Origin of the sequence: Streptomyces sp. NPDC059897 (assembly GCF_042730865.1) — a bacterium.
In the GTDB taxonomy this organism is placed as follows: domain Bacteria; phylum Actinomycetota; class Actinomycetes; order Streptomycetales; family Streptomycetaceae; genus Streptomyces.
The window spans coordinates 68,553-82,369 of the sequence record NZ_JBHWKQ010000022.1; the positions used below are offsets into that span (position 1 = coordinate 68,553).

Annotated in this window: 13 protein-coding genes; 8 read left to right on the top strand and 5 right to left on the bottom strand. The window is 71.5% G+C overall.

The window, feature by feature from the left end:
- Positions 1 to 148 precede the first annotated feature (148 nt).
- Entirely contained in the window at positions 149 to 1,588 is a 1,440-nt protein-coding gene (purB, locus tag ACFV9W_RS23685) for an adenylosuccinate lyase (protein ID WP_385764049.1), read from the bottom strand.
- Positions 1,589 to 1,853: 265 nt separating this feature from the next.
- Here purB and ACFV9W_RS23690 point away from each other — a divergent pair, with 265 nt between their 5' ends.
- The gene (locus tag ACFV9W_RS23690; RefSeq protein WP_385764051.1) at positions 1,854 to 2,825 is read left to right on the top strand and encodes an alpha/beta hydrolase; all 972 of its coding nucleotides are present in this window, start codon (positions 1,854 to 1,856) and stop codon (positions 2,823 to 2,825) included.
- Here ACFV9W_RS23690 and ACFV9W_RS23695 read toward each other — a convergent pair.
- Positions 2,819 to 3,745: a LysR substrate-binding domain-containing protein gene (locus ACFV9W_RS23695; RefSeq protein WP_385764053.1), complete on the bottom strand. Its 927-nt coding sequence runs from the start codon at positions 3,743 to 3,745 to the stop codon at positions 2,819 to 2,821. The genes ACFV9W_RS23690 and ACFV9W_RS23695 overlap by 7 nt on opposite strands.
- Positions 3,746 to 3,925: 180 nt before the next feature.
- On the opposite strand from ACFV9W_RS23695, the gene ACFV9W_RS23700 reads away from it, so the two are divergent.
- The 5 genes from ACFV9W_RS23700 (at position 3,926) to ACFV9W_RS23720 (ending at position 9,355) form a co-directional block, all read left to right on the top strand.
- Complete coding sequence (locus ACFV9W_RS23700) at positions 3,926 to 4,936, top strand: aldo/keto reductase (protein ID WP_385764055.1); 1,011 nt, start codon at positions 3,926 to 3,928, stop codon at positions 4,934 to 4,936.
- Positions 4,937 to 4,971: 35 nt separating this feature from the next.
- On the top strand, positions 4,972 to 5,391 hold the full coding sequence (locus ACFV9W_RS23705) for an SRPBCC family protein (protein ID WP_385764058.1): 420 nt from the start codon (positions 4,972 to 4,974) through the stop codon (positions 5,389 to 5,391).
- A gap of 131 nt (positions 5,392 to 5,522) precedes the next feature.
- Entirely contained in the window at positions 5,523 to 6,530 is a 1,008-nt protein-coding gene (locus ACFV9W_RS23710) for a LacI family DNA-binding transcriptional regulator (protein WP_385764060.1), read from the top strand.
- 99 nt (positions 6,531 to 6,629) lie between these two features.
- Entirely contained in the window at positions 6,630 to 7,949 is a 1,320-nt protein-coding gene (hisD, locus tag ACFV9W_RS23715) for a histidinol dehydrogenase (protein ID WP_385764062.1), read from the top strand.
- Positions 7,950 to 7,996: 47 nt separating this feature from the next.
- Positions 7,997 to 9,355, top strand: a complete 1,359-nt coding sequence (locus ACFV9W_RS23720) for an MFS transporter (protein WP_385764065.1) — start codon at positions 7,997 to 7,999, stop codon at positions 9,353 to 9,355.
- 8 nt (positions 9,356 to 9,363) lie between these two features.
- Here the strand turns inward: ACFV9W_RS23720 and ACFV9W_RS23725 are convergent, their stop codons facing one another.
- Together ACFV9W_RS23725 and ACFV9W_RS23730 are read right to left on the bottom strand one after the other, a co-directional pair.
- A complete protein-coding gene (locus ACFV9W_RS23725) occupies positions 9,364 to 10,362 on the bottom strand; it encodes a TIGR03571 family LLM class oxidoreductase (protein WP_385764067.1) in 999 nt (332 codons plus the stop codon).
- Positions 10,363 to 10,449: 87 nt separating this feature from the next.
- Positions 10,450 to 11,280 carry an aldo/keto reductase gene (locus ACFV9W_RS23730; RefSeq protein ID WP_385764069.1) on the bottom strand — a complete coding sequence of 277 codons (831 nt, stop codon included), beginning with the start codon at positions 11,278 to 11,280 and terminating at the stop codon, positions 10,450 to 10,452.
- Positions 11,281 to 11,413: 133 nt separating this feature from the next.
- Between ACFV9W_RS23730 and ACFV9W_RS23735 the strand changes: the two genes are divergently transcribed.
- Both ACFV9W_RS23735 and ACFV9W_RS23740 read left to right on the top strand, forming a co-directional pair.
- On the top strand, positions 11,414 to 12,337 hold the full coding sequence (locus ACFV9W_RS23735) for an NADP-dependent oxidoreductase (protein WP_385764071.1): 924 nt from the start codon (positions 11,414 to 11,416) through the stop codon (positions 12,335 to 12,337).
- A 40-nt stretch (positions 12,338 to 12,377) separates the two neighbouring features.
- Complete coding sequence (locus ACFV9W_RS23740) at positions 12,378 to 12,953, top strand: GNAT family N-acetyltransferase (RefSeq protein ID WP_385764073.1); 576 nt, start codon at positions 12,378 to 12,380, stop codon at positions 12,951 to 12,953.
- A gap of 67 nt (positions 12,954 to 13,020) precedes the next feature.
- On the opposite strand, the gene ACFV9W_RS23745 is transcribed toward ACFV9W_RS23740, so the two are convergent.
- Positions 13,021 to 13,803 carry an SGNH/GDSL hydrolase family protein gene (locus ACFV9W_RS23745; protein ID WP_385764076.1) on the bottom strand — a complete coding sequence of 261 codons (783 nt, stop codon included), beginning with the start codon at positions 13,801 to 13,803 and terminating at the stop codon, positions 13,021 to 13,023.
- Between the last annotated feature and the right edge of the window lie 14 nt (positions 13,804 to 13,817).

Here is a 13,817-nt window from a genome sequence, read left to right on the forward strand (position 1 = left end):
CGTGGGGGGGGGGGGGGCTGGTGGGGCCGGTACCCGCCGTAAACCGGGCCGTTTTTCACGCCCCCAACCACACCCCCCCGCCGCCGCCCCCCCCCCCCCGGTACGAGACGGTCGCGAGCGGCCTCCAGGTCCGCTTGAGTGAGCCGGGTCAGAGGATCGCCCCCGGCGTGTAACCGGCGGCCTCCGGGTGCTGCTTCGCGATCTCCTCGACGCGGGCCACGAGCTGCGCGACCTGACCGGCGGCGGCGCCCGTGAAGGACAGCTTGTCCGCCATCAGCTCGTCGAGCTGCGCGCGGTCCAGCGGGATGCGGGAGTCGGCGGCCAGCTTGTCGAGCAGTTCGTTGCGCTCGACGCCCTGCTCGCGCATCGCGAGGGCCGAGGCCACCGCGTTCTCCTTGATCGCCTCGTGGGCCTCCTCGCGGCCGACGCCCGCTCGCACCGACGCCATGAGCACCTTCGTGGTGGCGAGGAACGGCAGGTAGCGGTCCAGCTCACGGGCGACGACGGCCGGGAAGGCGCCGAACTCGTCGAGGACGGTGAGGAAGGTCTCCAGGAGACCGTCGAGCGCGAAGAACGCGTCCGGCAGCGCCACGCGACGCACCACCGAGCACGAGACATCGCCCTCGTTCCACTGGTCGCCCGACAGCTCGCCGGTCATCGACGCGTAGCCGCGCAGGATGACCATGAGGCCGTTGACGCGCTCGCAGGAGCGGGTGTTCATCTTGTGCGGCATCGCGGAGGAGCCGACCTGGCCGGGCTTGAAGCCCTCGGTGACCAGCTCGTGCCCGGCCATCAGGCGGACCGTCTTGGCCAGCGAGGAGGGCGCCGCGGCCAGCTGCACCAGCGCGGTGACGACCTCATAGTCGAGCGAGCGCGGGTAGACCTGGCCGACCGAGGTGAAGGCCTGCGAGAAGCCCAGGTGCTGGGCGATCCGCTGCTCCAGGTCGGCCAGCTTGTCGGAGTCGCCGCCGAGCAGATCGAGCATGTCCTGGGCGGTGCCGACCGGGCCCTTGATGCCGCGCAGCGGGTAGCGGTTCAGCAGCTCCTCGACCCGGCCGAACGCGACGAGCAGCTCGTCGGTCGCGGTCGCGAAGCGCTTGCCGAGGGTGGTGGCCTGCGCCGCGACGTTGTGCGAGCGGCCGGCCATGACCAGCTCCGCGTACTCGCCGGACAGCTTGCCGAGGCGCGCGAGGACGGCGACGGCGCGGTCCCGGACCAGCTCCAGGGAGAGCCGGACCTGGAGCTGCTCGACGTTCTCCGTCAGGTCGCGGGACGTCATGCCCTTGTGGACCTGCTCGTGCCCGGCGAGCGCGTTGAACTCCTCGATACGGGCCTTCACGTCGTGCCGCGTGACCTTCTCGCGCTCGGCGATGGAGGCCAGGTCGACCTGGTCGAGCACGCGCTCGTAGTCGGCGATGGCGGCGTCCGGGACGTCGATCCCGAGGTCCTTCTGGGCCTTCAGCACGGCGAGCCAGAGCTGTCGCTCCAGCTTCACCTTCTCCTCGGGGGACCAGAGGGTGGCGAGCTCGACGGAGGCATAGCGGCCGGCGAGGACATTCGGGATACGGGGCTTTGCAGGCGCAGTCACGTGGACGGAGTTTACCGGGCGTCCCTACAGGCTCCGAACCGTCGTCCGAATGTAGGAACGTACAGGTCAGGGGCGGCGGGGTCGCACGGGCCCACGAGGTCCCCCGCCCACCCCGGACTCGACTTGCGCCGACTGTGGACCAGGGCACGATGAATTGGGGACGGCGCACGTCGGAGATCGGTCCGGCATCTTTGCCCCGACACCTGGATCCGATGTGTTCTCGGCCCCTTCTCAAGGCATTGAGGCCCCTCACATCGGAGCAGACATGAGTGATCTTCCTCCGCCCGTCACGCCTGTCCTGGAGCAGGCCGCGAAGGAGCTGGCCGAAGCGACCGATCCGCACCCGCGGATCTACGAGGTCCCTCCGGAGAAGGGGCGTGACATCCTCCTCGGTCTCCAGAGCGACACGAGCGTGCCGCGTCCGGACGTCGACGAGGAGTGGGTGGACGTCGATGCCGGGCAGTGGGGCACCGTCCGTACCCGGATCATCAGGCCCAAGGGTGCGAGCGGTCCGCTCCCGGTGGTCTTCTACATCCACGGAGCCGGCTGGGTCTTCGGCGACGACAGGACCCACGACCGCCTCTTCCGCGAACTCACGGTCGGCGCGAACGCCGCGGGTGTCTTCCCGGTCTACGACAGGGCGCCCGAGGCCAAGTACCCCACCCAGGTCGAGCAGAACTACGCGGTGGGGCAGTGGGTCATGGAGCACGGTGCCGAACACGGCCTGGACACCTCCCGCGTCGCGGTCACCGGGGAGTCCGTGGGCGGCTGCATGTCAGCGGTGTTCGCGCTCATGAACAAGGAGCGCGGCGGCATCGACCTCAAGGCCCAGGTGCTCCTGTACCCGGTGACGAACGCGGACTTCGACACCCCGTCGTACCTGCAGTTCGCCGATGGCTACTACCTCACGCGCGACGGGATGATCTGGTTCTGGGACCAGTACTCCGAGCCCGGCCAGCGCGCCGAGCCGCACGCCTCGCCGCTGCAGGCGCCGCTGGAGGACCTCAAGGGCCTGCCCAGAACGCTGGTGATCACCGACGAGGCCGACGTGCTGCGGGACGAGGGCGAGCAGTACGCCAACAAGCTGCGCGAGGCGGGTGTCGACGTCACGGCCGTCCGCGTCGCCGGCATGGTCCACGACTTCCTGCTCCTGGACAGCCTGCGCGACACCCGGGCCGCGAACGTGGCCCGCCGTCTCGCCGTCGACGCCCTGAGGGAGGCGCTGAACGGTCAGTAGCCTCCGGCCGAGTCACCGGTGCTCCCGCTTCCGCATGCCAGTACCGTCCCGCGGAACGACGACACGACCGGCCGCAGGTCGACCTGGTGCCACACGGCCCACAGGCGAACGGACCTGCGGAACCAGGGGAGTTCGCGCACGGTGACACCCTCGGTGCCGCGTTCGTGCACCATGCTGCGCTGCACGAACGCGGCACCGAGCCCCGACGCCACCAACCCCACCGCCGTGAGCGGTTCGGGGGCCTCGAAGCGGATGTCGGGGGTGAATCCGGCGGCGGCGCAGGCCGCGACGAAGTCGTCCCGCCAGACGTGGTCCTGCCCGTCCTCGACGGCGATCCACGGCCGGCCGTCGAGGTCCTCGGGCCGCACCACTTCGGCGTCCGCCAGCGGATGCGTGCTGGGGACGGCGAGCAGCAGCGGGTCCTGAAGGAGGAGCGTGCTGCGCAGGTCCGGATCGTCCTCGGGCGGCGCCTCCGGGACCAGGGCGATGTCGAGGCTGCGCTGGCGCAGGCCCTCGAACTGCTCGTGCGCCGTCATGTCGTAGAGGGCGACGTGGATGCCGGGGCGCTCCTCGTTCAGCGAGCGCAGCGCCTTCGGCAGCAGCCCGGTGTGCATGGCGTCGCCGACGTAGCCGACGCACAGGCCGCCCTCCTCGCCGCGCCCGAGGCGCCGGCCCAGGTTCTCCAGGCGGGCTGCGTGCCGCAGCAGGGCCGTCGCCTCGGTGAGGAAGACGCGGCCGTCGGAGGTGAGCCGGATGCGCTGCTGGCTGCGCTCGAACAGGGTCAGGCCCAGGTTCTTCTCCAGCTGCGCGATCTGCCGGCTCAGCGGCGACTGCGAGATGTGCAGCCGCTCGGCGGCCCGGCCGACGTGCTCCTCCTCGGCCACGGCCACGAAATAGCGAAGTTGTCGCAGGTCAAGCATGTTGGACCTCGGGGGACTCAAGTGTGTCCAAGCAAGTCTTGGACAGTCTTACCCGTCGATCCTAACCTCGGAGGAGCAAGAGGCGCGGAGCAGGAGAAACCCCAAGAAATCTCCTCAGGCCGCGTACAGCACCAGACGTACAGCCCCAGACGTACGGCACCAAGGCAAGGAACGATCTCCATGGGCATCAAGTCCCTCCTCCCCGGCAAGCTCGGCTTCGGCACCGCTCCCCTCGGCAACATGTTCCGCGCGATCCCCGACGACGAGGCCCGCGCCACCGTCGAGGCCGCCTGGGACCACGGCATCCGCTACTTCGACACCGCCCCCTTCTACGGCGCGGGCCTCGCCGAGGAGCGCCTGGGCGAGGTCCTGTCCACCAAGCCGCGCGACTCCTACGTCCTGTCGACCAAGGTCGGCCGCGTCATCCTCGACGAGCACGAGACGGACGTCCCCGACTTCGGAGAGAAGGGCGGTCTGTTCGAGCACGGCAACCCGAACAAGATCCTCCACGAGTGGACCGCCGACGCCACCGAGCGCTCCATCGAGGGCAGCCTCAAGCGCCTGGGCACCGACCGCCTCGACATCGTGTGGGTGCACGACATCGCCCAGGACTTCCACGGCGACGACTGGATCCAGAAGTTCGAGGAGGCCCGCACCGGCGCCTTCCGCGTCCTGTCGCGGCTGCGCGACGAGGGCGTCATCAAGGCCTGGGGCCTCGGCGTCAACAAGACCGAGCCCATCGAGCTGACCCTCGCCCTCGACGAGCCGAAGCCCGACGGCTTCCTGCTCGCCGGCCGCTACACCCTGCTCGACCACGAGCACGCCCTCACCCGGCTGCTCCCCATGGCCCAGGAGCAGGGCGTCGACCTGGTCGCGGGCGGCCCCTACAGCTCCGGCATCCTCGCGGGCGGCACCCACTTCGAGTACCAGGAGGCGCCGCAGGAGATCATCGACCGCGTCGCCCGGCTGAAGGCGCTGACCGCGAAGCACGGCATCGGCATCAAGTCCGCCGCCCTGCAGTTCTCCCTCGCCCACCCGGCGTCCGCCGCCGTGATCCCCGGCGCCACCCGCCCCAGCCGCATCGCCGAGGACACCGCCGCCCTCGCCGAGGAGATCCCCGCCGCGTTCTGGACCGACCTGCGCGCCGAGGGCCTCGTCAGCCCGGCCGCCCCGCTCCCGAACAACGCCTGACACCACACCACTTGAACGTGAAGGAGGCGGCCGTCATGGCTTCCACCACCGCAACCCTCGACATCCCGAAGAGCCCCGACCGTGTCTGGCGGCTCATCGGCGGCTTCGGCTCGCTGCCGGACTGGCTCCCGTACATCCCCAAGAGCGAACTCGGTGAGGGCGGGCGCGTGCGCCACCTGACCAACGCGGACGGCGGCGTCATCGTCGAGCGTCTTGTCGGGTTCGACGAGGCCGGGCGCCACTACAGCTACGCCATCGAGCAGGCCCCGTTCCCGGTCACCGGCTACCTCTCGACCATCACCGTGCACGCCGTGCCCGGCCGCCCCGACGCCTCCCGCGTCGAATGGTCCGGCTCGTTCACGCCGGACGGTGTGAGCGACACCGAGGCCGAGGAGCTGTTCCACGGCATCTACGCCGACGGCCTCGCCGCGCTCCTGAAGACCGTTCAGGCCTGACGGACGTGGGCGCGCAGCCACCGGGTGCCGCGGGCGAAGCAGGCCCCGGCACCCGGCGATCCGCGTCCTCGGCTCGAATTCCCCTCCTGGATATCCTTGCCCCGATCAACTCGACCCGGAGGTAAGGACCCATGGCGCGGCGGCCGACCGTCACCAGCGTGCAGATCGCCCGCGAGGCCGGAGTGGCGCAGTCGACCGTCTCCCGCGTCCTGAACGGCGGGAGCGTCGCACCCGAGACGCGCCGCCGCGTGCTCGAAGTGGTCGACAAGTACGACTTCCAGCCCAGCCAGGCCGCGCGCAGCCTCGTGGGCTCCCGCTCCGGCCTCATCGGCGTCGTCATCCGCGATCTGACGAACCCGTTCTACCCGGTCATGGTCAAGGCGATGGAGCGCGTCCTGCACGAGCAGGGGATGCGCCTGACCCTGGTCACGGACGTCATGACCGAGGAGGAGGGGCTCGCGCAGCTGCGCCGCGAGGGCGTCGACGGCGTCGTGTTCACCTCGGCGCTGCAGGACGAGCCGCTTGCGCACCGGACGGCGGGCCACGGCATCCCGGTCGTGCTGGTCCACCGCACCCTCGCGGACTTCCCCGCCGACCAGGTCGAGGCCGACAACCGGACCGCGGGCGAGCTCGCCGCCGAGCATCTGCTGGGCCTCGGGCACCGGAGGATCGCGATGGTCCGCGGCCTCGCCGGATCGAGCACGGCCCAGCAGCGCGGCCGTGGTTTCCGCGACCGGGTGCGGGCCACCGGCGGCGCCGTGCTCGCCGAGATCGACGGCGATTACGACTACGCCACCGCGTACGCGGCGGTGCGCACGCTGCTCGCCGCCCCCGAGCGGCCGACCGCGCTCTACTGCCACAACGACGTCATGGCGTACGCCGCGCTCAACGCCGCCGCGGCCGAAGGCGTCGCCGTACCGGGCGAGTTGAGCGTGGTGGGCTGCGACGACGTGCCGCTCTCCGCGTGGGAGCGGATCGACCTGACGACCGTGCGCCAGCCGCTGGAGCGGATCGCGCAGGTCGGCGTGGAGCTGCTGCTCGGCCGCCTCGAGGACCCCGAGCTGCCGCACCGGCACGAGGTGCTGCCGGTGGAATTCGTCGCTCGCTCCACCACGGGCCCGGCGCACACCCCCTCGTAAATCCCTCCCCAGAACCCTCTTGACCGTTCAACCCTTCGTCTTCCATTCTGTGGATACGTATCCAATGGATACGTATCCATCACGAGTGAGGAGCTGGACGTGTCCCGCACCATCAAGGCCGCCGCCACCCCGTCCACCGCGCCGTCCGGCAACGACACCGTCGGGCAGGCCGTCCGCGAGCTGATCGCCGACGTACGCGGCCGTGGCGACGAGGCCGTCCGTGAACTGTCCGCGCGCTTCGACCGCTGGGAGCCGGAGTCCTTCCGCCTCGACGAGCGGCGCATCGCCGAGATCATCGGCACGCTCGACCCGCAGGTCGTCGAGGACATCAAGACGGTCCAGGCCAACGTCCGCCGGTTCGCCGAGGCGCAGCGCGACTCGATGTCCGAGATCGAGATCGAGACCGCGCCGGGCGTCTTCCTCGGCCACCGCCACGTACCGGTCCAGTCCGTCGGCGCCTACATCCCCGGCGGCCGCTACCCGCTGACCGCCTCCGCGCACATGACGATCGTGACCGCCAAGGCCGCCGGTGTGCCGCGCGTCGTCGCCTGCACCCCGCCGATCCGCGGCGAGATCCCCGCCGCGACCATCGCCGCCATGCACTTCGCGGGCGCCGACGAGATCTACGTCCTCGGTGGCGTCCAGGCGGTCGCCGCGATGGCCGTCGGCACGGAGACCATCGAGTCCGTCGACATGCTCGCGGGGCCCGGCAACGCCTATGTCGCCGAGGCCAAGCGGCAGCTGTTCGGCGAGGTCGGCATCGACCTGTTCGCCGGGCCCACCGAGATCCTGGTCGTCGCGGACGAGCACGCCGACCCGTTCGTCGCCGCCGTCGACCTGCTCTCGCAGGCCGAGCACGGCCCCGACTCGCCCGCCGCCCTGATCACGACCAGTCGGCGGGTCGCCGACGAGGTGCAGCGGCACATCGAGGAGATCCTGCCCGGCATGCAGACCGGCGACATCGCGGGCCCGGCCTGGCGCGACCACGGGCAGGTCATCCTGGCCGACGACCTCGACGAGGCGTACCGCGTCGCCGACTCCTTCGCGTACGAGCACGTCCAGATCCTCACCGAGAACCCCCGCGAGGCGCTGGACAAGATGCACGCCTACGGCGCCCTGTTCCTCGGCGAGGGCACCTGCGTCTCCTACGGCGACAAGGTGATCGGCACCAACCACGTGCTGCCCACTCGCGGCGCCGCCCGCTACACCGGCGGCCTGTGGGTCGGCATGTACCTGCGCACCGTCACGTACCAGGAGGTGCGCGAGGAGAAGTCCTCCGCCGAACTCGGGGAGCTGTGCGGGCGCGCGGCCCGCGTCGAGCTGTTCGAGGGGCACGCCCGCTCCGGCGACGTCCGCGCCGCCAAGTACGCCGGCGCCACGCTGCCGTGGACCGACCACTACGAGACGGCTCGCGCCTGACCCCACCCGGTCGCCCCGCTCACGTCCCCTGATCAACGGAGATCCCCATGCCCACCGCCGCCACCCCGACACCGGAGCAGCTCCGGCGCCGGTCACTGCAGTCCGGCACCATCGGCGCGATCGTCGAGTGGTACGAGTACACGATCTACGGCACCGCCGCGGCCCTGGTGTTCGGGCACCTGTTCTTCCCGAACCTGTCGCCCGGCATCGGCCAGATCGTCTCGCTCGCCTCGTTCGGCGTGGGGTTCCTGGCCCGCCCGATCGGCGCGTTCGTCGCCGGGCACCTCGGGGACCGGATCGGCCGCAAGTCCACGCTGATCCTCACGTTCTCGATCATGACGGTGGCCACGGCGGCGATCGGCCTCGTGCCGACCTACGAGCAAATAGGCGTCGCGGCACCGCTGTTGCTGTGCGTGCTGCGGCTGGCGCAGGGCTTCGCCGTGGGCGGCGAGTGGGGCGGGGCGGCCATCGTCGCCGTCGAGAACGCGCCGCGCAAGCGGCGCGGCTACTTCGGCGCCTGGCCGCAGATCGGGGTGTCGGCGGGCCTGCTCCTCGGCACGGCCGCGGTGTCGCTGGCCTCGTGGCTCTCCGGCGACGCCTTCGACGAGTGGGGCTGGCGGCTGCCGTTCCTGCTCAGCGTGATCCTCGCCGGAGTCGGCTTCTTCATCCGCCTCCGCGCCACCGAGAGCCCCGCGTTCCTCGAGGAGAAGCGCAAGATGGACGCCGAGCTGGAGCGCCGCAAGGCCCCCGCGGCGGTCGTCTTCCGCGACCACCGCAAGGCCCTGCTGATCACGGTCTTCGGCCGCTTCGCCGAGGCCGGTAACTACTACCTGTTCACGACCTTCATCCTGTCCTACGTCACCACCACCCTCGGCGCGCCGAAGAGCTACGGCCTGACGGCGTCGATGATCGGCGCCGCGGTGAACATCGTGATGATCCCGGTGTTCGGGGCCGTCTCCGACCGCATCGGACGCGTCCGGACCTTCCTCATCGGCGGCGCCCTGATCGTGCTCACGACCTGGCCGGTCTTCGCGCTGGTGCACACCGGGCAGCTGTGGGCGATCGTCGCGGGCGTGGTCCTCTTCCTCGCCCTCGGCCACGCCATGGTGTACGCGCCGCTGCCCGCCCTGTACTGCGAGATGTTCCCCACGGCGGTCCGCTACTCGGGCATCTCCATCGGCTACCAGATGGCCTCGATCCTCCTGGCGAGCTTCACCCCGGCGCTGGCCGGCGCGATGGTGCTGTGGGCCGACGGCAGCCTGTGGATGGTGATCGCGTTCGCCGTCGTGACGACGGTGATCTCCATGGTGGCCATCGCGTTCGCACCGGACCTGCGGGACCGGGAGCTGTCGGAGATCGGGGCGGCGGGGGAGCGGGACGCGCCGGAGGCCGTGCCCGCGCGCTGACGGGTCGCTCAGGACGACGGGAAGTGCGGCAGCACCGTATCGGCGAGTTCCTTCAGGACCTCGTCGATGGGGCGGTCGCTCGGGCGGAGGTTGAACGAGACGTGGGAGACGCCGAGTTCGCCCATCGCCCGCAGGTACTCCACCAGAGCCTCGCGGCCGGTGCGCAGGCCGAGCCGGATCGAGGTCGCCGGGGCGGCGGGATCCGCCAGGAGGTCCAGCTGCATCGGCGTCAGGTACGGCTTCGGGTCCTCGCCCGTCAGGTCCCGCCACTCCTGCGTCTTGAGCCGCAACGCGCCGAGCGGTCGCGGGTAGTTGAGGGACGCGTCGGCGTTCTGGGAGATCCACTCCGCGGACTGCTGGGCGTGCCCGGCGACGGCGATCGGAACGGACGGGCCGGTCGGCTTGGGCAGTACCTCCAGGCGGCGGCCCGGGTCCAGGCCGAGCGCGGGCAGGCTCATGCCCTCGTCCCCGTCCCGTGCTGCCCAGGCGGCGCGCAGGGTCTCCACGCCCTCGCGGAACGTGGCGCCGCGGGCGTGGAAGTCCGCGCCGAACAAGGGGTATTCGACCGGCCGGTCCCCGCTGGCGAGGCCGAGCACGAACCGGCCGCCGGACAGTGCGTCCACGCTGGCCGCCGCCTTGGCGACCAGCAGCGGCTGCCGCAGCGGCAGGACGACGGCCGCGGTGCCGAGCACGGCCCGCCGGGTGACGGCGGCGAGATGCCCGAGGTGGGTGAACGTCTCGAACACGGAACCGGCGTCGCCGAAGTGCTCGGGATCGTACAGCGGGACGTCCCGTACCCAGAGGGCGGCGAAGCCCAAGTCGTCGGCGAGGCTTGCGAGTTCGGCATGCTGGCTCAGGTCGGGGACGCCGAAGGGGCGGCCCGCCGCCTGGTCGGCGCGCAGCCGGGTGCCGCCCCAGTCGGCGTCGAGGGGGAGTTCGAGACCCAGGGTCGGCAGTGTGCCCGCGGGGTTCACGAGGCGGTCGAGGGCGGTGGGGGCAACAGACATCTCAGGCGGTGCTTTCGGGGCTGTGGACGGCTTCCGCGCCGTGGCCGCCTCGGGCGCCCGCGGCGCGGAACTCGGGGGTCCGCTGGGTCAGTTGAGCTCGTCCGGGTGCGGCCCCGTGCGCAGGTCGCGGTCGAGGGTGGCGATGGAGGCCAGCTCGTCGTCGGTGAGCGTGAAGTCGAAGACGTCGAGGTTCTCGCGGATGCGGGCCGGCGTCACGGACTTGGGGATCACGACGTTGCCGAGCTGGAGGTGCCAGCGCAGGACGACCTGGGCGGGGGACTTGCCGTGGCGGGCGGCGATCGTCGTGATCGCCTCGTCGCCGAGGACCGCGCCCTGCGCGAGCGGGCTCCAGGCCTCGGTGGCGATGCCGAGGTCGGCGTGCACCGCGCGCAGCTCGCTCTGCTGGAGGCCCGGGTGCAGCTCGACCTGGTTGACGGCGGGGACGAGGTCCGAGCCGTCGACGAGGCGCTGAAGGTGCGCGGGCTGGAAGTTGGAGACGCCCGCGGCGCGGATCCGGCCGTCGGCGACCAGCTTCTCGATGGCCTTCCAGGTCTCGCGGTAGAGGTCGCGCTCCGGGGTCGGCCAGTGGATGAGGTACAGGTCGACGTAGTCGAGGCCCAGCTTCTCCAGCGAGGCGTCGAAGGCGGCCAGCGTGGCGTCGTAGCCCTGGTCGGCGTTCCACAGCTTCGTCGTGATGAACAGGTCCTCGCGGGCGATCCCGGAGGCGGCGAGGGCGCGGCCGACGCCGGTCTCGTTCCCGTAGATCGCCGCGGTGTCGATGCTGCGGTATCCGGCCTCGAGCGCGGCGGTCACGGCCGCGGTGGTCTCGTCGTCCGGCACCTGGAAGACGCCGAAGCCGAGCTGGGGGATCTTGACGCCGTTGTTGAGCGTGACGGTGGGGATGGTGGACGGTGCCATGGTGTGGGTGGCCTTTCGGGTGGTACGTGCCCTACGGGTGCTTACGTCGCACGACGGTACTTGCAGGCGCGGGTTAATTGCAAACGCACGTATCGGGGGCTTGCATTTACCGCCGTGTGCAACCATTGGGCGGATGAAGGCCATCACTCTGAACGCATACGGCGGCCCCGAAACGCTGCGGCTCACCGACCTCGCCGACCCGAAGGTCGCACCCGGTGAGGTGCTGATCCGGGTCAGGGCCGCCGGGGTCAACCCGGTCGACTGGAAGCTCGCCGCGGGCGGCCTCGACCCGATCATGGAGACCCACTTCCCGCTGGTCCCCGGCTGGGACGTCGCCGGAGTGGTCGAGCGCGTCGGCTTCGACGTCGAGGAGTACGCGCCCGGCGACGAGGTGTTCGGCTACATCCGCAAGGACACCGCCCAGCTCGGCGCCTACGCCGAGTACGTCTCCGCGCACGTGCGGATGCTGGCCCGCAAGCCCGCCGCGCTCTCCTGGGAGCAGGCCGCGGGCGTCCCGCTCGCCGGGCTCACGGCCTACCAGGCCATCAAGCGCGTGGGCGTCGGAGCCGGTGACACCGTCCTGGTGCACGCGGCGGCGTGCGGCGTCGGCTCGTTCGCCGTGCAGATCGCGGTGGCGCTCGGCGCGCGGGTCATCGGCACGGCGAGCGCCCGCAACCACGACTTCGTACGGGAGCTGGGCGCGGAACCCGTGACCTACGGCCCCGGACTCGCCGAGCGGGTCGCGGAGGCGGCGCCCGAGGGCGTCGGCGCGGCCCTCGACTTCGTCGGCAGCGCGGAGGCCGTCGGCGCCTCGCTGCGGCTGCTCGACCGGCCCGACCGGTTCGCGTCCATCGTCGAGGCGGAGGCCGCCGAGAAGGGCGGCCACTACGTGTGGGTCCGCCCCGACACGGCCGACCTCACGGCGCTCGCCGGCCTCGCCGACGCGGGGAAGCTGACCGTGCCTCTCGCGCGGGTGCTCCCGCTCGCCGAGGCGGCGGAGGCCTGGCGGCTCAATGCCGAGGGGCACACGCGGGGCAAGATCGTGCTGTCCGTGTAACCGGAGGTTTTGTCCCGCGCGTCGTGCCAGGGTGGGGCGCATGACCTTCGACGTGCGCCCCGCCTCGGTGTTCGAGGACGTCCGAGCCGTGCTCGGCCCGAAGTCGGCCACCGCCAACGTGTGCTGGTGCCTGAGCTATCGGATCCCGTCCAAGCTCAACAACGAACTCCGTGGCCCGGCCCGCGGCGACTACGTCGGCGAACTGTGCCGCGCCGGTACACCGCCGGGAGTGCTCGCCTACGACGGCGACGAGCCGGTCGGCTGGGCCGCCGTGGCACCGCGCTCGGACACCTCGTTCGCCCGCAGCCGCACCATCCCGCGCGTCGACGACCTGCCGGTGTGGTCCCTGTGGTGCATCCGGGCCCGCCCCGGTCACCGCAAGCAGGGCGTCTCGCACGCCCTGATCGCCGGAGCGGTCGACTTCGCCCGCTCCCACGGCGCGCCGGTGCTCGAGGCGTACCCGCTCGACAACGGGGAGGCGCGCGTGGACGCGACCATGGCGTACGCCGGGATCCGCAAGAACTTCGAGCGCGCCGGTTTCACGCATGCCGCCGACACCACCTCGGTGCTGGCCGGCCATCCCCGCGTCCTGATGCGGCTCGACCTGCGGAACTAGGGGCCTGTCGACCTGCCGGTCGGGTCAGGCCCGTCGTTCGGGCCAGGCCCGTCGTTTAGGCCAGGACTTAGGCGCGCGGATCCCGCGCGTACGGGGCCAGCTCCGCCCGCTTCGGGGCCCGGCCGTCGCCCGACGACCGGCCCGTCAGACGGCGGCCGATCCACGGCACGAGGTGCTGCTTGGCGAAGCGGGCGTCGGCCACGCGGCGCGACACCCAGTTCGGCGGGAGCGCGGACGGCAGCTCGGCGCGCCAGTCGGACTCCGGCTCGTAGCCGAGGCCCTGCCAGACCGCCTCGGCGACCCGGCGGTGGCCCTCCGCGGTGAGGTGCAGCCGGTCCACGTCCCACATGCGCTGGTCGGCGAGGGCCGGCGCCCCGTACAGGTCGACGACGAGGGCGCCGTGCTTCGCCGCCAGCTCGTCGATGCAGGTGAACAGCTCCTCCATGCGCGGCCGGAAGCGCTGCAGCACCGGGCCGTTGCGACCGGGGCTGCGCATCAGGACGAGCTGCTCGCAGGACGGGGCCAGCGTCTCCACGGCCTGCGTGAGCAGATCCCGGACGCGGACCATGTCGCACTTGGGGCGCAGGGTGTCGTTGAGGCCGCCGACCAGGGTCACGACATCCGCCTTCATCGCGGCGGCGACGTCGATCTGCTCGTCGACGATCTGGCCGATGAGCTTCCCGCGCACAGCGAGGTTCGCGTAGCGGAAGTCGGGCGTCCGCGCTGCCATCCGGTCGGCGAGGAGGTCGGCCCATCCCCGGTAGGAACCGTCGGGCAGCAGGTCCGACATGCCCTCGGTGAAGGAGTCGCCGACGGCGACGAGGCTGGTGTGGGTGGGGTTCGTGTGCATGGCTCCTCAGATCG